Origin of the sequence: Nonomuraea sp. PA05 (assembly GCF_008086045.1) — a bacterium.
In the GTDB taxonomy this organism is placed as follows: domain Bacteria; phylum Actinomycetota; class Actinomycetes; order Streptosporangiales; family Streptosporangiaceae; genus Nonomuraea; species Nonomuraea monospora.
Genome location: NZ_VSEY01000005.1, coordinates 64301 through 80700, shown reverse-complemented (window position 1 = coordinate 80700; position 16400 = coordinate 64301). Strand labels below are relative to the sequence as shown.

The following is a 16400-nucleotide window of genomic DNA, read 5'->3' as shown; positions in this document are numbered from 1 at the left end:
GGCCGTTTCGGTGCTGCATCCCTCGGGCAGGCAGATGGCCGCGTACGTGCTGGGCTGGTCCGACACCGACGGCGGCCCGCGCGGCGGCGCCGACGGCGGCAAGAGCGTGCGTCCGGCGATCGCCATGCTCAGCGCCGAGGCCGCGGGCGGCACGGCCGAGGACGCGCTGCCCGGCGCCGTGGCCGTGGAGCTGGTGCACGCCTTCTCTCTGACGCACGACGACATCATCGACCGCGACGAGCTGCGCAGGCACCGCGCCGCCCTCTGGAAGGCGTACGGCGTCGGCCCCGCGCTACTCACCGGCGACGCGCTCCTGGCCCTGGCCGTCGGCCAGCTCGCCGGGCGGCCCGAGGCGATGCCGTACCTGTCGGCGGCCCTGATCGAGCTCGTCCAGGGCCAGACCGCCGACATGGCCTTCGAGAACCGCCCCTGGAGCGGCCCCGACGTCGTCACCATCGACGAGTACGCCGAGATGGCCGCGGGCAAGACCGGCGGCCTACTGGGGGCCGCCGCGGCGGCGGGCGTGGCCCTGGGCGGCGCGCCCGAGCTGGCCGACCGCATGTGGGGGATGGGGCGCGACCTCGGGGTGGCCTTCCAGATCGTGGACGACATGCTCGGCATCTGGGGCGATCCGCGGCTGACCGGCAAACCCGTCTACAACGACCTGCGGCGCGACAAGAAGACTCTGCCCGTCCTCGCCGCCCTCGCCACCGGCGGGCCGGCCGCGCGCGAGCTGGCCGCCGTCCTCGCCACCGGGGCGACGGACGAGGAGTCCGTACGGCAGGCCGCCCACCTCGTGGAGGAGGCCGGTGGGCGGGAGCGGGCGCGGGTGCTGGCGGACCGGTACATGAGGTCGGCGCTGGGCGTGCTGGACGAGTGCCTGCCGGACGCGGTGGAACTGCGCGCCCTGTGCCACTCCCTGGTGGACCGCGTCAACTGACGGCCCTCTGCTCACGCGGGTTGTGCGCCGATGGCGGACATCAGCATCGGGTAGGCGCGGTGCAGCTCCCGCTGCCAGGACGTGTGATTGTGCCCGCCCTGATGGAAGTGCGTACGCACCGGGATGCCCAGCTCCTCCAGCCGCCCCGTGAACGCCCTGGCCGCCCGGTTCGCCAGATCCTCCACCAGATCACCCTGCCCGGCGCCCACGTACAGCCGCACGCCCTTCAGCTCGCCGGCCAGATCGTAGGGGTTGTGCGCCCGCCACACCTCCCGCTGCTCCTCAGGATCCCCCCACACCCGCTTCCAGTCGGTGCCGAAACACCCGATCGACGTGCCCGCCATCACGGCCTGGGGCACGCCGGGCCCGAGGATGTGCAGGGCTCCGCTGAACGAGGCCGCCGCCTCGAAGTGTCCCTTGGCCGCGTACAGCATGGCGCCCTGCCCGCCCATCGAGTACCCGGCGACGGCCTGCCGCGCGCCCGCCCGGTAACGCGCTTCGAGCAGCGGCAGCAACTCCTTCAGGTGATAGGTCTCCCAGCGCGGCGGGCCGCCCTCGCCGCCGTTCCACCAGTCGGAGTAGCTGCCGCACTTACCGCCGTCCGGCATCACGACGAGCACGCCGGTGTCGCGGGTGAGCGCCTCGACGTCGGTCTTCGAGGTCCACGAGGTGTAGTCGTCCAGGCCGCCGTGCAGCAGCCACAACACCGGCCAGCCCGTACGGGACTCCCAGCCGCGCGGGAGCAGCAGGCGCACCTTCGTGGTGGCGTCGAGCGCCCGCGACCTGATCGTCAGCTCCATCCTGCGCTCGTCCAGGCGGCGTTCGGAGACGATCTCGGTACGTGTCGGATCAGGCCGCGGCCCGGGCTCCTCGTCCCCGCCGGGCCACATGACCACCACGGCCGCCGCGCACAAACTGGCCGCCACCACCGCGCCGACCAGGCATCCTCGTAACCGGGGCCGCATCGCAGTCTCCTTTTTGGATGTGCGGATAATAGCGGGATGAGATCAATAGGCACCACGGACCTGTCCGTGTTCCCGATATCGCTCGGCACCAACGTGTTCGGCTGGACGGCCGACAAGGAGACGTCGTTCGCGATCCTCGACGCGTACGTCGAAGGCGGTGGCAACTTCCTCGACACGGCCGACGTGTACCCGTACTGGGCGACGGGGGAGTCCACGTCCGAGACGATCATCGGCGAGTGGCTGGCCGCGCGCCGCAACCGCGACTCGATCGTGCTGGCGACCAAGGTCGGCATGCTGGAGGGGCTGTCGGGGCTCGCGCCTGCGACGATCAGGACCGCGGTCGAGGACTCCCTGCGGCGGCTGCGTACGGACTACATCGACCTCTACTGGGCGCACGTGGACGACCACGACACGCCGCTGGTGGAGTCGCTCGCCGCCTTCGACGCGCTGGTGCAGGAGGGCAAGGTGCGCCACCTCGGCGCGTCCAACTACTCGGCGCCGCGGCTGGCGGAGGCGCTCAAGCTCTCCGACGCGGAGGGGCTGGCCCGGTATGTCGCGTTGCAGCAGCCGTACAACCTGGTCGAGCGTGGGTACGAGGGGGAGCTGCGGGACGTCGTGGCCCGCGAGGGGTTGTCCAGCGTGCCGTACTTCGGGCTGGCACGCGGGTTCCTGACCGGCAAGTACGCGCCCGGCGTGGACGTGGACAGCCCGCGGGCCGGCAAGGCCGCCGAGTACCTGGAGACCGCCCACGGGCCCAGGACCGTGGGCGCCCTGAACAGCCTGGCGCAGGAACGGGGGGTCGCGCCGGCCTCGGTGGCGCTGGCCTGGGTGGCCGCCCAGGCCACCGTCACCGCGCCGATCGCCAGCGCGCGCAACCTGGAGCAGCTCCGGCCGTTGATGGAGGCGGCGGCGCTGACGCTGAGCGAGGAGGAGCTCGCCGTCCTCGACGAGGCCTCCCAGGTCTGAGACCTGGCACGCCCTTCGTCGCCGTCACGGACGGACGGTGGCGAAGGGCTCTCGGACGCGGGGCTACGGCTTGTTCAGCTCGTTTCGCGCGCACCACTCCGCGACGCCACCCGCCTCGCTCTCGACGGCCTGCGTCCAGTGCGGGTCGGCCGCGATCGCCTCCTGAGCGGACGCGTAGGACTTGAACACGGCGGTCAGCCCGGTGATCTTGAAGATGCGCGAGATGCGGTCCGTGGTCATGACGAGCGCGAGCGACCCGTCCTGCGTCCGCAGCCGCTTGAGCCCGCCGACGAGCACGCCCAGCCCGGTCGAGTCGAGGAACTGCACCGAGCCCAGATCGGCGATCACGTGCACGGTGCCCTTGGCGGCCAGGTCGATGATCTGTTCGCGTAGCTTGGGGGCGGTGAACACGTCGACCTCGCCGGCGACCTTGAGCACGGCGCAGTCGCCGACCGGTCCGACCACCTCAATGACGATGTCCTGCATTTCGCGCCTCACCATCGCTCGTGTCATCGACTACATTGACGGGGAACTCTGTGCATTTACACGGTACTGCGGCGGCTGACATTCTGTCAATGGTCATCTGTCGGTGTCATGGTGCAGAATGACAACCGGTGTGAAGGGGTGAGGGCATGCGGGTAGAAGAGGCCATCGGGCGGCAGATCGCCCGGCTGCGCGCAGAGCGCCGGATGTCGCTGACGGAGCTGGGCGAAGGGCTGGGGCGCTACCTGGACCGGCCGTGGAGCCGCCAGGCCGTTCACCAGGCGGAGCGGGGGCAGCGCGCCTTCACGGCGGCGGAGCTGACCGCGCTCGCGCTGGTGCTCGACACCTCTGTGCCGGTGTTGTTCCGGGTGGAGAACGATCGCATCGAGTTGCCTGGTGGGGCGGTGTCTCCCGAGGACTATCGCGGGGTGCTGCTGAGCAGGGAGCCTGACATGCCGCTCGACGGGGTGGAGGAGTTGATCGTCGCCCTGCATGACATCGGGGAGGTGCTGGCGCGGCCGGCGCTGGCGCGGCTGGCGCGGATCGGGCGCGTGGCCGAGCAGGTCGCGGGCCCCGACCGGTAACCAACCCGCCCGCCCCTCGCGCCCCACCCATCGCCGCGCCTGCCCCACGCAGCCGCCCCCCACGCCCGCTTCGCGCCCCGCGCCTCCCGCAGCCCCGCGCCTCGCACTGCCCCGCGCCTCGCACTGCCCCGCGCCTCGCACTGCCCCGCGCCTCGCACTGCCCCGCGCCTCGCACTGCCCCGCGCCTCGCACTGCCCCGCGCCTCGCACTGCCCCGCGCCTCGCCTCGCGCCGCCGCGCCCCGCGCAGCGCCTCGCGCAGTGCCGCGCCCCGCGCCCCGCGCCCCACGGCGCCACGTCCTGTACGGCGCCCCGCCGCGTTATGCCGTGCCGCGTTCAACCCCCGCGCCCGTAGAACCCCGTCTCAGTGGTGGTCGGCCGACGACACGTCGAGGTCGCGCGGCGTGAGCCACCACACCGCCACCGTCCCCACCGCCAGCACCAGAGCTGCCACCCCGCTGGTCAGCACAAGGGAGTCGGTGAACGCCACAGTGGCCTGCTCGGCGAGCCGACCTCCCGCCGCCCCCAGCTCCCGGGCCACGTCGAGCGCCCCACCAAGCGACTCCCGCACGGCATCCGCCCCTGGCCCCGCATACGCCACCTCGCCCCGATAGGCGGCGGCCGCGACACTGCCCAGGACGGCCACGCCGAGCGCCCCGCCCAGCTCGTAGCTGGTCTCCTCGATGGCGGCGGCGCTGCCCGACTTGGCCGCCGGCGAGCCGGACATGATGGCGGCCGAGGCGATGGCGAGCGAGCCGTTCCCCAGGCCGATGAGCGTCAGCGCGACGGCGACCGGCCAGTACCCCAGCGGGCTCGGCGCCACGCACAGCAGCAGGAACGCCAGCCCTGTCAGCGCCAGCCCGCCGGCCAGCACCGTACGGGCTCCGACGCGCGCCGCCAGCGACGGGGCGAGCGGCGAGGCGACGACGGCGGCCAGTGCGGCGGGTAGCAGCCGGACGCCCGTCTCCAGCGGCCCGTACCCCTGCACGAGCTGCATCCACTGCGCGAGCAGCAGCAGCACGGCGGCCATCGCGATGGACGTGATGAGCGCCGTCACCACCCCGGCCGAGAAGGGCGGGCTGCGGAACAGCCTGAGCTCCAGCAGCGGATCGGCCCTGCGCAGGCACCGCACCGCGAACCAGCCCAGCGCCACCACCGCCACCACGGCCGCCACCAGGGCGCCGGGGGAGGCGAGGCCGTACTTGCCGAAGTTCTTGATCGCGTAGACCAGGGCGACCATGCCCGCCATCGACAGCAGCGTGGCCAGGGCGTCCCAGCGGCCGGGCGACGGGTTCCTGGTCTCGGGCAGCAGGAACAGGCCGAAGGCGATCGCCAGGACCATGACGGGCACGTTCACCAGGAACGCGGCGTGCCAGCTGAAGTGCTCCAGCAGCACGCCCGCCACGACGGGCCCGAGCGCGGCGCCGACCGCGGCCATCGCCGACCACAAGCCGAGGGCCTTGGCGCGCTCGCGGGGGTCGGTGAACAGGTTCCGGATCATCGACAGGGTGGACGGCATGATCATCGCACCGCCGACGCCGAGCAGCGCCCGCACCGCGATCACCTCCAGCGGGCTGCCGGCGGCCAGCACGGCCAGCGACGCCGCCCCGAACACCGCGAACCCCGTCATCAGCATCCGCTTGCGGCCCCACCGATCGCCCAGCGCGCTCACCGTGACCAGCAACCCGGACAGGACCAGCGCGTACGCGTCCACCATCCACAGCAGCTCGATCGACTCGGGACGCAGGTCCGCCGAGATGGCGGGCAGGGCGACGTTCAGCACGGTCATGTCCATGACGACCAGCAGCACGCTGGCCGACAGGACCGCGAGACCCGCCCACCGTCTCCTCGACGAGATGGGCGGCGGCGTGGTGAGCGTCATCCTTCCTCCCCTCGCACCTGCTCCTGGGACGGCACCTGCTGAGACAGCGCCTGCTGCTGAGTCCGCGCCTGCTGCTGAGGCAGGGTTTGCGCTTGAGACATGTCCTGCGTCTGAGACATGTCCTGCGCCTGAGACAAGGCCTGCGCCTGGGGTAGGGCCTGCTCCTGAGGCCGCGCCTGGTGGTGGGGCCGCGCCTGGTGGTGAGGCGCGGCGCCGTCCAAGAACGTGCCGATCAGCAGCCGCGGCACGTCGCGGCGGGCGACGTCACCGTGGCGCAGGCTCTCCCGGACGGCCACGAGCAGGCCGTAGACGACGTTGCTGATCCAGCGGGCCGGCAGGTCGGCCCGCAGCAGGCCGGCGCGCTGGGCGGCGGCGTAGAACGCGACCTCGCGCTCCTCCAGCTCGTCGCCCCGCCGTCTCAGCTCGGGATGGGTCACCAGCCGGTCGTCGGTCAACCCGAACCCGTAGGCGTCCGCCACCTCGATCAGCCCCGTCAGCAGCGCGTCCATCGCCTGCTCCAGCTCCGCGCGGCTGGCGGACGCGGTCGCCGCCACCATGCCGCTGCTGACCTGGACGTCCCCCCACTGATCGTAGGCGCGGTGGGCGAGGGCCAGCATCAGGTCGTCGCGGCTGCTGAAGTGGCGGTGCAGGGTGGCCCTGCTGACCCCCGCGGCCTCGGCGAGCTGCGCCATGGATGCGGCAGGGCTCTTATTGAGATGCTGGATCGCCAACTTCATGATGTGGTCACGCGTCGCGGCCATGTACACACCTGCGTATCGTTTGAGACATTTATGTCTCACATGCTACATGTGTGCCTCGGCTGTTGGGGCCCGCGGTGTGGAGAGTTCACCCGATTCGTCCGGCATCGGCGGTAATGAGGAGAGAGACTGAGCATGACCGAGCAGGGCTCGGCGAACGCCTCCCGCTTCGCCGTGATGGCGATGGACTCGCAGGTGGGACTATGGTTCGAGCTGTGGTGATCGGTGACGCGCGCACGCGCATCCTGGACGCGGCCGAGGAGCTCTTCGCGGGTGGCGGATACGAGGCCACTCCCACTGCGGTCATCGCGAAGTTCGCGAAGGTGCCCAAGGAGCTGATTCTCGACTACTTCCCCCGCAAGATCGACGTGCTGGTCGCTCTGGTGAACGAGCGCATTCACGTCGAGGAGGACGAACAGGAGGTCGACGCGGTGCCGGGCGACCCGGCGGGCACGCTGTCCCGGCTGGGGCGCGTCCTGCCGCTGCGCGCCTCACCGGCCATGCGGCGCATCCTGTTCCGCGAGGCCGACACGCACGGCTCCGTCAAGGAACGGCTCGGACGCCTCAACGGCGAGCTGGTCAGACGCGCCAGATTCGCCCTCGGCCTGGCCCTGCCCGGCGCGCGCGGCGACGCGGCCCGGCTGGAGGTCGCGGCGGCCACGTTCGCCGCCATTCTGATCTACCAGGAGAACCTCTGCCAGCTAACGGGCCACCAGATCGACCCCGACGCCGTCGCGGAACTCATCGCCCACTCGCTCGTCTAGCAACTCGTCGAGCGCCGTCCGCAGGTGCTCCAGCAGACCCCACACGTCGTCCACGCGGTCGGGGCAGGCCACGATGCCGAAGTCGAGCATTCCGTCGTAGGAGAAGCAGGTGATGTTCAGCCCGCCGCTCATGTCGGTCAGGACGGACATCGGGTAGTACGACAGGACGCGGCCCCCGCACATGTACAGCGGGAACTGCGGGCCGGGCACGTTGCTGACGATGAGGTTGATCGGCGGGCACGCCATGCCCGCCAACCGGAAGATCGCCGGGGTGGCGAGACTCGTCACGGGCGCGGGCAGGAGCGAGCACAACTCCTGCAGCCACGTCGCCGGCGCCAGCGCGAAACGCCGCTTCGCCCTCCCCATCGCGGTCCCCACGGCCTGGAGCCGTTCTCTCGGGTCGGGGACGTTCGTGGGCATGGGGGCGACCATGGCCGAGATCTGGTTCCCGACGAGGTCCTTCGCCTTCGCCCTGCGCACCGCCACCGGCACGGCCACTATCAGCGGGGCCTCGGGCAGCGCGTCCCGCTCACGCAGCCACGAGCGCATCGCCGAGGTGCACAGGGACATGACGACGTCGTTCACGCTCATGCCGTTGGCCTTGGCGACGTTCTTCACGTCCTTGAGCGAGAGCGAGCCGAAGGAGAGGTGGCGGCGGGCGCTGATGGGGCCGTTGAACGGAGTGCGGGGGACGACGAGGGCGGGGAGGTCGGGGCGGTGGTGCTGGTCGCGGGCCACCATGCGGGCTGCCTTGGCCACCAGCTTCGCGCCGGGAAGGGCTCCTACGACGGGGATGGCGTCCAGGTCGCCTGCGGCTCTTACGGCTGATTGGACGGCGCGGACGGGGTGAGTGGCGGTCCGCAGCGCGGCCCCGGTCAGCATTTCGAGGAGGGGGGGGGTGTCGTCGCGGGGGTGGGCGAGGTCGGGGAGAGGGGCGCTGACTGCGGCTGGCACTGCGGCTGGCACTGCGGCTGGCACTGCGGTTGGCACTGCGGTCGGCGCTGCGGCTGGGACTGCGGTCGGCGCTGCGGCTGGCGCTGCGGTCGGCACTGCGGTCGGCGCTGCGGTCGGCGCTGGCGCTGCGGTCGCGTTCGGTGCAGGGGTCGGGGTCGGGGCTGCGGCTGGGTCCGGAACCTGGACTGTGGCCAGGGCCGGGGCCACCGTTGGCCGGACCCATGCCCGTGATGTCAGATGCCCGTCCGGCGTCAGATCGAGCAACGTGGCGAGGGTCTCCGCGCCCGAGACCCCGTCGATCGCCGCGTGATGCACCTTCGTGTAGACGGCCACCTTCCCATCACCCAGTCCGTTGATCAGATGCATCTCCCACAACGGATGCGCCCGATCGAGCCGCCGCGCGTGGATCTGGGCGACGGCGTCGGCGAGCTGCCAGTGGTCGCCCGGCAGGGGAAGGGTCATCTCGAAGAGGTGGTTGTCGATGTCGAAGCCGGGGTCGGCGGCCCAGTAGGGGTGGTCGAGGCCGAGTGGCACCTCGGCCAGGCGCAGGCTGAGCGCGGGGGAGAGGTGGACACGGTCGAGGAGGAGCCGTGCCAGCGCGCTCCTGGTGACCGCGCCGTCCGCCGAGTCGAGAATCGCCAGCCCCGCCACGTGCGCGGCGGTGGTCGGCGTTTCGACATTGAGGAACTGGGCGTCGAGTGCGGTCAGCTGGCGCAGCATCAGCTCTCCTTCTCCCTGGTGCGGACAGCGTCACACGAGGGGATTTCCGGAAGGTTTCTGCGCGAGTCTTTCAGATGAATTCCAGTGCGTTGTACGGATGATAAAGGGAATCGCCAGCTCAGCCCGGATCGGTGACAATTTCCTATCCATTGACGACGTGAATGGGGTGTTGCACGACCGCGTCGAAGTGGTATCCGAAGGGGTGGCGCGGGGTGGTGAGCGGTTGCGTGGCGCCGGTCTCGTCGGTGGCGCGCGCCATGAGCAGGCGGGTGCCCGTACGCTGCGGAGCCCAGGCGACGTGCCACGGCAGCCAGGCTCTGGCCAGGTGTTTCCCGTGGTGCTCCGCTGGGCGCCAGCTCAGCCCGCCGTCGAGACTGACCTCCACACGGACGATCCTGCCCTGCCCCGACCATGACCGCCCGCGCAGGATGTGCGGGCCGCCGACGGGCAGGCGGGCATTCCAGGGGAGCTCGAAAGCGCTCTTGACCGGCTGCGTGGTGACGTCGGCGTAAAAGACCGTGTTCCACGGCGTGAAGAGCTGCTTCGTTGAGACTTCTATGTCGCCGAGCCATTTGATCGACGCTATTCCCACCCAGCCCGGCACCACCAGCCGTGCCGGAAATCCATGGTCGGGTGGCAGTGGAACGCCGTTCATTTCATAGGCGACGAGCACGTCGTCCAGGGCCTTGCCGGCGGGCAGCGGACGGCGTACGTGGCCATGGTCCTCGAAAGGGGCGTCGAGGCCGGTGGGGAGCACGTCCACCGCCTCGGGGCGCACCCCGGCCTGGGCGAGGAGGTACTTGAGCGGCACCCCGCGCCACCGCGCCACCCCGATCGCGCCCAGCGCCCACTGGGTGCCGGGCGCGCCGTCGTGCTGCTGCGTCCGGTAGAAGCGCCGTCCGTTGCCCGCGCACTCGATTGCCACGTCGTACGTGCGCGACGGCATGGCGCGCAACTCCTCGTAGCTGAACTCGCGCGGACATCGCACCCCGTCCCCGTGGACGGTCAGTCGCCAGGTGGTGACGTCGATGAGCGGGGTGAAGGTGTGGTTGCGGACGAAGAAGCGGTCGTTCGGGGTGTGGTAGCCGAGACCGGCCATGGCTTCCCAGCGCATCTCGGCGCTGTTGCCGTGCACCCGGAACAGGTGGTCGGGCAGCGGCTTCACGATCGCTGCGGTGGCTTGCTTCATGGAGCGTCACCTCCTAGTACCAATTTCCTACCTGGAAACCATTTAATCGTCTCGCGCCTACTGTGCGCCTCCCCATTGCCCCAAAATCTGGCGTGGCGTTACGGGAACGTTCCACACATCTCGCCCATAGCCCTACCCGGCCCCGGCCCCGCCCCAACGCCCGGCCGGGGCGCTGGCGAGGGAGGAGAGCAGGCGGAGGCCGGGGCGCTGGAGGGCAGGAAGGGCGGGTGAAGGCGCTGGCGGTGAGAAGGGCTGGCGGGGGGGGCGGTAAGAAGTCGAGGGCGCTGGCGGGGGTGGGGGCGTCGGCGGAGGAGGGCAGGCGTGGGGGGTCGGTGGGGGCGCGGCGTCGGCGGTGGTGCTGGCGGGTGGGCAGGGGTTGGCGGCAGGACATCGCGCTGAGAGCGCTGAGGTCGCAGGAGAGCTCGGGGGTGCTGCCGTCGCAGGAGAGTAGGGCAGGTCGCAGGAGAAAAGGGCAGGTCGCGACGCGGTGCCCTTGGCGGTGCTTCGGTTCAGGGCGACGGTACGAGCGTGGCGAAGGGGGTGCCGGCGTTGAGGTGCTCGACTAAAGACAGCAGGGCGGCGCGTCCGCCGTTGTCGCGTAGCCAGCGGCTCACCTGGCAGGCGGATTTGGCGTATGTGGTGGCGTCCTTGCTGGCGGAGCTCAGCCACTCATTCAGCGTCACGGGGAGCGGGCCACTGGGGGCGGTCAGGCAGCGGTCGCCGGACGATGCGGGGGCGAGGTAGCGGGCGTCGTCGGAGACCACGACGGCGAGGCCCTCGTCGAACCACTGCGGGACGTCGTGGCCGGACGTCAGTCTGTTGTGCAGCTCGACGTGGGACATCTCGTGTGAGGCGATCACCGGGTCGATGCCCTTCGGGGACAGCATGACCGCGCGGTTGAGCACGGCGATGCCGCGTTCCTGGCCGCCTCCGATGCGTTCGTAGCAGCTCTGCGTCGCGCAGATGAGCAGGGTGGGGGAGCTGGTCTGGGTGCCGTAGAAGGTGGAGACCCGGCGGCGGGCCTCGGTGACGGTCTGTTTGATCTGGCTCTTCTGGGTGTCGGAGAGGTTGTTCTCGGTGTAGAGGGAGGGTTGCAGCTCGGTGAGGCCGTAGCAGCCGGGGCAGGTGGTCGCGGCCAGGGACGGGTAGGCGAGGGTCACTCCGGCGAGGGCGGCCATGAGCAGTGCCGTCAGCACCGCGAGGGCGCGTGCCCAGAGTTTGCGGGGGTTCTTGCGCGCGGAGTGCATCCTGTGGGGTCTCCTCGGTGGCTGAGGGAAGGGAGGGGGCGGGTGCCTAGGACAGTTTTCCGCCTTCGAGGGGCGAGCGCATCGGCCCAGGGTTTGTCATGCCGGGGGTGGATGCGCAGGGGGTGACGTGCAGGGGGTGGATGCGCAGGAGGTGGATGCGCAGGGGTGGACGTGGAGGGGGCGGATGCGCAGGGGGTCGAGGTACAGGGAGTGGATGCGCAGGAGGTGGACGTGCAGGAGAGTGGAGGTGCGGGGGAGTGGAAGTGCGGGGGAGTGGAGGTGCGGGGGAGTGGAGGCGCGGGGCTTGACTCAAGGGGAGGTCAAGGGTGCCCCAAGATGTGCATGCATATGGCGTTAAGTTCGTACGGGAGAGCAGGGGGACGCTCATGAGAGCCGCAACCCATCTCCTCGCGGGCGCCGCACTCGCCATCACCCCCATGACCCCGGCCACCGCGACCGCCCAGCCCCAGCCCCGGTCCCACTCTCAGTCGCCGACGTGCCACTACGTCAACCAGACCGCCGACCCGGCGCCCATCAGGATCGGCCCCGGCAAGAAGCACCGGAGAACGGCCGTACTGCCTCCCACGGAGACCCCGGTCAAGAGCACGTGCGCCGCCAGAGGGCGTGGCGCCGACCACTGGGTGCGCATCAAGACCGGCGACCACAAGGGCGACTGGATCTGGCGCAACCGCCTCCAGCCCTGGTCGGGACAGTGATCAGCGGCCCAGGAAGGCCAGCAGCCGCTCCAGCGGCCAGGTGTTGATCACGTCGTCGGTGGTCAGCCAGGCCCGCTGTGCGATGCCCACCCCGAACCGCTGGTTGGCCAGGTGCGGGATGGCGTGCGAGTCGCTGTCGATCGAGAACTTGACGCCGTGGTGCTTGGCCAGCCGCACCAGGTCGGAAGGCAGGTCGGAGCGGTCGGGGAAGGAGTCGATCTCCATGGCGGTGCCGGTGCGGGCGGCGGCGCGGAAGACGGCGTCCCAGTCGGCGTCCACGGGCTCGCGCTTGCCGATCTTGCGGGTCGTGGGGTGGCCGATGATGTCGACGTACGGGTTCTCGCAGGCGGTGATGAAGCGGCGGGTCATCTCGTCGCGGGACATGCCGAAGTGCGAGTGCACCGAGGCGACGCACACGTCGAACTCCCGCAGCACCTCGCCGGGCCAGTCGACGGAGCCGTCAGGGGCGATGTTGAGCTCGGAGCCGTGCAGCAGCCGCATGTCGGGATATTTCGCTTGCAGCTCGGCGACCCGGCTGCGCTGTTCGAGGGCCTTGTCGAGGGTCATGCGCTGCATCGCCAGGTCGGGCGCGTGGTCGGTGACCGCGTAGTAGGCGTAGCCGCGGGCGTGACCGGCCGCCACCATGTCCTCCAGTGAGGCGATGCCGTCGGTCAGGTCGGTGTGGGTGTGCAGGTCGCCCTTGAGGTCGGTCAGCTCGACGAGGACAGGCAGCTCACCGGCGAGCGCGGCCTTGACCTCGCCGCCGTCCTCGCGCATCGGCGGCGGCACGAACTGCATGCCCAGGGCGTCGTAGATGTCCTCCTCGGACTCGGCGGCGATCACCCGCTCGCCCTCGAACAGCCCGTACTCCGACAGCTTCCAGCCCTTTTTGACCGCCATCTCCCTGATGGCGACGTTGTGCTCCTTGGAGCCGGTGAAGTACTGCATGGCCGCGCCCCACGAGCCGGCCGGGACCACGCGCAGGTCGACCTGGAGGCCGGACGTGGTGCGGATCGAGGTCTTCTTGTCGCCCGCGGCGATGACGTCGGCGACGTACGGCTGCGCGCGGAAGTCCTCCATGATGGACTCGGGCGCCACCGCGAGGATGTCGATGTCGCCGATCAGGTCCTTCATCCTCCGCAGCGACCCCGCGTACGCGATGCGTTCGGCCTTCAGCGAGCCCATCACCTGCTCGGCCAGGGACATGGCGACGCCGATGTGCACCCGGCGGCCCGACTGCTCCAGCTGCTCGATGCCCTTGAGCAGGTTGGCCAGGGTCTTCGGGCCGAGGCCCTTGACGCCGTCGAGCCGGCCCGAGGTGATCGCCTCGCTCAGCGCGGTGGTGGAGTCGATGCCGTAGTCCTCGAACAGCATGATGGCTGTCTTGGGGCCGAGCGAGGGCACCCTGGTCAGCCGCCGCACGCCGTCGGGGACGCGGCCCCGCAGGTCGTCGAGCTGCCGGAAGCTGCCGCGCTGCAGGAACTCCTCCATCTTCTTGGCGATGGCCTCGCCCACCCCGGGCACGGAGCGCACGTCGACGACCGAGATGTCCTCGGGGAAACCGGCGATCGCCTTGGCCGCCTTCTGGTAGCTCCGCACCCGGAACGCGTCTCCGCCGCAGAGCGCGAACAGCTCCGCGTACTCCTGCAGCGCCGCCGCCGCTTCCTCGTTTGCCCGCATGCCCCATACCTTAGAGGGCCGCTCCGACAAAGCCGTCCCGGCAAGGCGGCCCCGGCAAGGCGGCCCCGGCAGAGCGGCCCCGGCAAAGCGGCCCCGGCAAAGCCGCCCCGGCAAAGCGGCTACGACGATCCGGCGATCCAGGGGTCAGAAGCGGACCTCGCGCGGCCGGTACGGCTCCTGGAGGAACGCCACCTCCTCCTCCGACAGCCGCACGGAAACAGCGGCCACCGCGTCATCCACGTGCCGCTCCTTGGTGGCCCCCACGATCGGCGCCGTGATCTCGCCCCGGTGCAGCACCCAGGCCAGCGCGACCTGCGCCGCGGGCAGCCCGCGCTCGGCCGCCACCTGCGCCACCCTGTCGATGATCAGCTTGTCGTTCTCGGGGTCGTACAGGAAGTCGATGCGCTCGTCGGAGCCCGTCCTGGTGGTCGTGGTGGCGGACCCGGCTCTGGCCAGCACGCCCCGCGCCAGCGGGCTCCAGGGGATCACGCCCACGCCCTGGTCGGCGCAGAGCGGCAGCATCTCGCGTTCCTCCTCGCGGTAGAGGAGGTTGTAGTGGTTCTGCATCGAGACGAACTTCGTCCACCCGTTGGCCTCGGCGGCGTGCTGCGCCTTGGCGAACTGCCAGGCCCACATGCTGGACGCGCCGAGGTAGCGGACCTTGCCCGCCCTGACCACGTCGTGCAGTGCCTCCATGGTCTCCTCGATGGGCGTGTGGTCGTCCCATCGGTGGATCTGGTAGAGGTCCACGTAGTCGGTGCCGAGCCGGGTGAGCGAGGCGTCGATGGCGTCGAGGATGTGCTTGCGCGACAGGCCGCGGTCGTTGCGCCCGCTGCCCATCGGGAAGTACACCTTCGTGGCCAGCACGTAGTCCTCCCGCCGGGGGAAGATCGCGCGCAGCGCACCGCCGGTCACGACCTCGCTCGCGCCGTCGCTGTAGACGTCGGCTGTGTCGAAGAACGTGACGCCCGCGTCGGCGGCCCTGCGGACGAGGGGCTCCGCCTCGTCCAGCCCCAGCGCCCACTGCTGCTTGGCGGGGTCGCCGTAGCTCATCATGCCCAGGCACAGCCGGGAGACCTTCAAGCCTGAGTTACCCAGTCGCGTGTACTCCATGAAGCTCACCATATGACCAGATATGTGGCCATTAACCAGCGGGTGTACGAGAAGTCAGACTTGTCCAAAAGTGGAAACGACCTTTACACGGGCGACGATGATCAGGTCGATTAGAGGAACGTTGCAAAACGGTGGGGCCCTGGCGACGTGCCTGATCCAGAAGACCTGACCGCACACCGGGGGTGACTTGAAAGACACACACCGCGGACTCGTCACCCGGGGGCTCGCCAAGCTGCGCGATATGCGTGCAAGGCGTCGAAAACGCCTGCGTGCCGAGCGGAAGCGCACCGGGCGCACGGGTCTGCGCGCCGTGTTCAGCGGATTCTCCTCCCCCTACTGGGTGGGCGGGCCCGGCCTGGCGGCGGTGATCGCCGGGCTGTCGGTGCCGGTCCTGGCCGGGCTGGCCGGATCGGGTTCACTGGCGCAGGGCGTGGTGACGCTGCTCGTGCTGGTGGCGCTGCACGTCAAGTTCGTCACCGAGACTCCGGTACGCCGTGCGGGCGCGTGGTGGATCGTGGCCGTGCAGGCGTGGCTGACCTACCTGCCGCTGACCGTGTTCGGCGCGGCGTGGACCCCGGTGTGCGGGCTGCTGACGGGCGCGCTGCTGGTGATGGCGGGCCGGATCCGCTCGACCGTGCTGGTGCTGCTGGCCCTGGCGTGCGGGCCGGTGGTGCTGGCGTCCCCCGACCGGTCGATGATCGACCCGCTCTGGGCGCTGGTCGCCCCGCTGGTCGGCGTGGCCGAGTACGCGGTGATCACCCTGGCCAGGCGGGCCAAACGGCTCGGCGAGGCGCGTACGGACGTCATGCGCAGAGCCGTCGCCCTGGAGCGCCGCCGCTTCACCCGCGACCTGCACGACCTGGTCGGCCACCGGCTGACGGTGCTGGTGCTGAAGGTGCAGCTCCTGGAGCGGCTGGTCGCCGAGGGGGACGAGAAGGCGCAGGCCGAGGTGAGCGAGACGCTGGAACTGCTGCGCAACCTGTCGACCGACGTCAGGGCCGTGGCGCACGGCCTGCGCAGCTCGTCCCTGGCGGCCGAGCTGGGCTCGGCGCGCTCGCTGCTGGAGTCGGCGCGGGTGCGCTGCCAGATCAGGGTCTCCTGCCGCGACCTGCCCGGCGACGTGGAGGAGGCGCTCACGCACGCCCTGCGCGAGGGCGTCACGAACGTGCTGCGCCACGCGGAGGCCCGCCAGTGCTCGGTGCATCTTCTGGAACGTGACCACATGGTGCGGCTGACGATCAGGAACGACGGGGTACGCCCGCCGCGCCGCCCGGGCGACGCCGGCCAGGGCCTGCTGAACCTGGCCGACCGCGTCTCCAGTCTCGGCGGCTGGCTGGAGGCCACCTCCTCCAGGACCGGCCAATTCACCTTCAGCGTGTACGTCCCACGGAAGAAATAACGGTCAATGATGTGGACTTCACAAATGCCATTCATATAGCCA

Annotated in this window: 13 protein-coding genes and 3 pseudogenes; 7 read left to right on the top strand and 9 right to left on the bottom strand. The window is 70.7% G+C overall.

Going from position 1 to position 16400, the window contains the following annotated elements; translation table 11 throughout:
• Nucleotides 1-10: 10 nt before the first annotated feature.
• Nucleotides 11-940: a polyprenyl synthetase family protein gene (locus FXF51_RS09520; protein WP_262379380.1), complete on the top strand. Its 930-nt coding sequence runs from the start codon at nucleotides 11-13 to the stop codon at nucleotides 938-940.
• Between the two features lie 11 nt (nucleotides 941-951).
• Here FXF51_RS09520 and FXF51_RS09515 read toward each other — a convergent pair whose 3' ends face one another.
• Nucleotides 952-1905 (bottom strand): alpha/beta hydrolase, encoded by a 954-nt coding sequence (locus tag FXF51_RS09515; RefSeq protein WP_148433914.1) that lies wholly within the window; start codon nucleotides 1903-1905, stop codon nucleotides 952-954.
• Between the two features lie 36 nt (nucleotides 1906-1941).
• Between FXF51_RS09515 and FXF51_RS09510 the strand changes: the two genes are divergently transcribed.
• Nucleotides 1942-2871 carry an aldo/keto reductase gene (locus tag FXF51_RS09510; protein ID WP_148433913.1) on the top strand — a complete coding sequence of 310 codons (930 nt, stop codon included), beginning with the start codon at nucleotides 1942-1944 and terminating at the stop codon, nucleotides 2869-2871.
• 147 nt (nucleotides 2872-3018) lie between these two features.
• Here FXF51_RS09510 and FXF51_RS09505 read toward each other — a convergent pair.
• Nucleotides 3019-3357, bottom strand: a pseudogene (locus FXF51_RS09505) (STAS domain-containing protein); the annotation flags it as partial.
• A 146-nt stretch (nucleotides 3358-3503) separates the two neighbouring features.
• On the opposite strand from FXF51_RS09505, the gene FXF51_RS09500 reads away from it, so the two are divergent.
• The gene (locus FXF51_RS09500; protein WP_148433911.1) at nucleotides 3504-3938 is read left to right on the top strand and encodes a helix-turn-helix domain-containing protein; all 435 of its coding nucleotides are present in this window, start codon (nucleotides 3504-3506) and stop codon (nucleotides 3936-3938) included.
• A gap of 362 nt (nucleotides 3939-4300) precedes the next feature.
• On the opposite strand, the gene FXF51_RS09495 is transcribed toward FXF51_RS09500, so the two are convergent.
• Nucleotides 4301-5818: an MFS transporter gene (locus tag FXF51_RS09495; protein WP_148433910.1), complete on the bottom strand. Its 1518-nt coding sequence runs from the start codon at nucleotides 5816-5818 to the stop codon at nucleotides 4301-4303.
• Nucleotides 5815-6579 (bottom strand): TetR/AcrR family transcriptional regulator, encoded by a 765-nt coding sequence (locus tag FXF51_RS09490; RefSeq protein ID WP_148433909.1) that lies wholly within the window; start codon nucleotides 6577-6579, stop codon nucleotides 5815-5817. The genes FXF51_RS09495 and FXF51_RS09490 overlap by 4 nt, the downstream gene beginning before the upstream one ends.
• Before the next feature lie 222 nt (nucleotides 6580-6801).
• On the opposite strand from FXF51_RS09490, the pseudogene FXF51_RS63695 reads away from it, so the two are divergent.
• Nucleotides 6802-6852 (top strand): annotated as a pseudogene (locus tag FXF51_RS63695) (hypothetical protein); the annotation flags it as partial.
• Nucleotides 6831-7340, top strand: a pseudogene (locus FXF51_RS09485) (TetR/AcrR family transcriptional regulator); the annotation flags it as partial. The pseudogenes FXF51_RS63695 and FXF51_RS09485, both read left to right, overlap by 22 nt.
• Here the strand turns inward: FXF51_RS09485 and FXF51_RS09480 are convergent.
• From FXF51_RS09480 to FXF51_RS09465, 3 genes are all read right to left on the bottom strand, one after another.
• On the bottom strand, nucleotides 7278-9014 hold the full coding sequence (locus tag FXF51_RS09480; protein ID WP_262379378.1) for a wax ester/triacylglycerol synthase domain-containing protein: 1737 nt from the start codon (nucleotides 9012-9014) through the stop codon (nucleotides 7278-7280). The pseudogene FXF51_RS09485 and the gene FXF51_RS09480 overlap by 63 nt on opposite strands.
• A gap of 142 nt (nucleotides 9015-9156) precedes the next feature.
• The gene (locus FXF51_RS09475; protein WP_148433907.1) at nucleotides 9157-10203 is read right to left on the bottom strand and encodes a sulfite oxidase; all 1047 of its coding nucleotides are present in this window, start codon (nucleotides 10201-10203) and stop codon (nucleotides 9157-9159) included.
• A gap of 509 nt (nucleotides 10204-10712) precedes the next feature.
• Complete coding sequence (locus FXF51_RS09465; protein ID WP_148433906.1) at nucleotides 10713-11450, bottom strand: hypothetical protein; 738 nt, start codon at nucleotides 11448-11450, stop codon at nucleotides 10713-10715.
• 386 nt (nucleotides 11451-11836) lie between these two features.
• Between FXF51_RS09465 and FXF51_RS09455 the strand changes: the two genes are divergently transcribed.
• Nucleotides 11837-12166 carry a hypothetical protein gene (locus tag FXF51_RS09455; RefSeq protein ID WP_148433905.1) on the top strand — a complete coding sequence of 110 codons (330 nt, stop codon included), beginning with the start codon at nucleotides 11837-11839 and terminating at the stop codon, nucleotides 12164-12166.
• Here the strand turns inward: FXF51_RS09455 and polX are convergent, their stop codons facing one another.
• Both polX and FXF51_RS09445 read right to left on the bottom strand, forming a co-directional pair.
• The gene (gene polX, locus FXF51_RS09450) at nucleotides 12167-13846 is read right to left on the bottom strand and encodes a DNA polymerase/3'-5' exonuclease PolX (RefSeq protein WP_148433904.1); all 1680 of its coding nucleotides are present in this window, start codon (nucleotides 13844-13846) and stop codon (nucleotides 12167-12169) included. It lies immediately after the preceding gene.
• A 144-nt stretch (nucleotides 13847-13990) separates the two neighbouring features.
• Nucleotides 13991-14959, bottom strand: coding sequence for an aldo/keto reductase (locus FXF51_RS09445; RefSeq protein WP_148433903.1), 969 nt, complete (start codon nucleotides 14957-14959; stop codon nucleotides 13991-13993).
• 241 nt (nucleotides 14960-15200) lie between these two features.
• Here FXF51_RS09445 and FXF51_RS09440 point away from each other — a divergent pair, with 241 nt between their 5' ends.
• A complete protein-coding gene (locus FXF51_RS09440; protein ID WP_148433902.1) occupies nucleotides 15201-16358 on the top strand; it encodes a sensor histidine kinase in 1158 nt (385 codons plus the stop codon).
• Nucleotides 16359-16400 lie beyond the last annotated feature (42 nt).

Coding starts and splice junctions, on each gene's coding strand:
- FXF51_RS09515 (WP_148433914.1), bottom strand. CDS start 1,905: ATGCGGCCCCGGTTACGAGGATGCCTGGTCGGCGCGGTGGTGGCGGCC.
- FXF51_RS09510 (WP_148433913.1), top strand. CDS start 1,942: ATGAGATCAATAGGCACCACGGACCTGTCCGTGTTCCCGATATCGCTC.
- FXF51_RS09500 (WP_148433911.1), top strand. CDS start 3,504: ATGCGGGTAGAAGAGGCCATCGGGCGGCAGATCGCCCGGCTGCGCGCA.
- FXF51_RS09495 (WP_148433910.1), bottom strand. CDS start 5,818: ATGACGCTCACCACGCCGCCGCCCATCTCGTCGAGGAGACGGTGGGCG.
- FXF51_RS09490 (WP_148433909.1), bottom strand. CDS start 6,579: ATGGCCGCGACGCGTGACCACATCATGAAGTTGGCGATCCAGCATCTC.
- FXF51_RS09480 (WP_262379378.1), bottom strand. CDS start 9,014: ATGCTGCGCCAGCTGACCGCACTCGACGCCCAGTTCCTCAATGTCGAA.
- FXF51_RS09475 (WP_148433907.1), bottom strand. CDS start 10,203: ATGAAGCAAGCCACCGCAGCGATCGTGAAGCCGCTGCCCGACCACCTG.
- FXF51_RS09465 (WP_148433906.1), bottom strand. CDS start 11,450: ATGCACTCCGCGCGCAAGAACCCCCGCAAACTCTGGGCACGCGCCCTC.
- FXF51_RS09455 (WP_148433905.1), top strand. CDS start 11,837: ATGAGAGCCGCAACCCATCTCCTCGCGGGCGCCGCACTCGCCATCACC.
- polX (WP_148433904.1), bottom strand. CDS start 13,846: ATGCGGGCAAACGAGGAAGCGGCGGCGGCGCTGCAGGAGTACGCGGAG.
- FXF51_RS09445 (WP_148433903.1), bottom strand. CDS start 14,959: ATGGAGTACACGCGACTGGGTAACTCAGGCTTGAAGGTCTCCCGGCTG.
- FXF51_RS09440 (WP_148433902.1), top strand. CDS start 15,201: ATGCGTGCAAGGCGTCGAAAACGCCTGCGTGCCGAGCGGAAGCGCACC.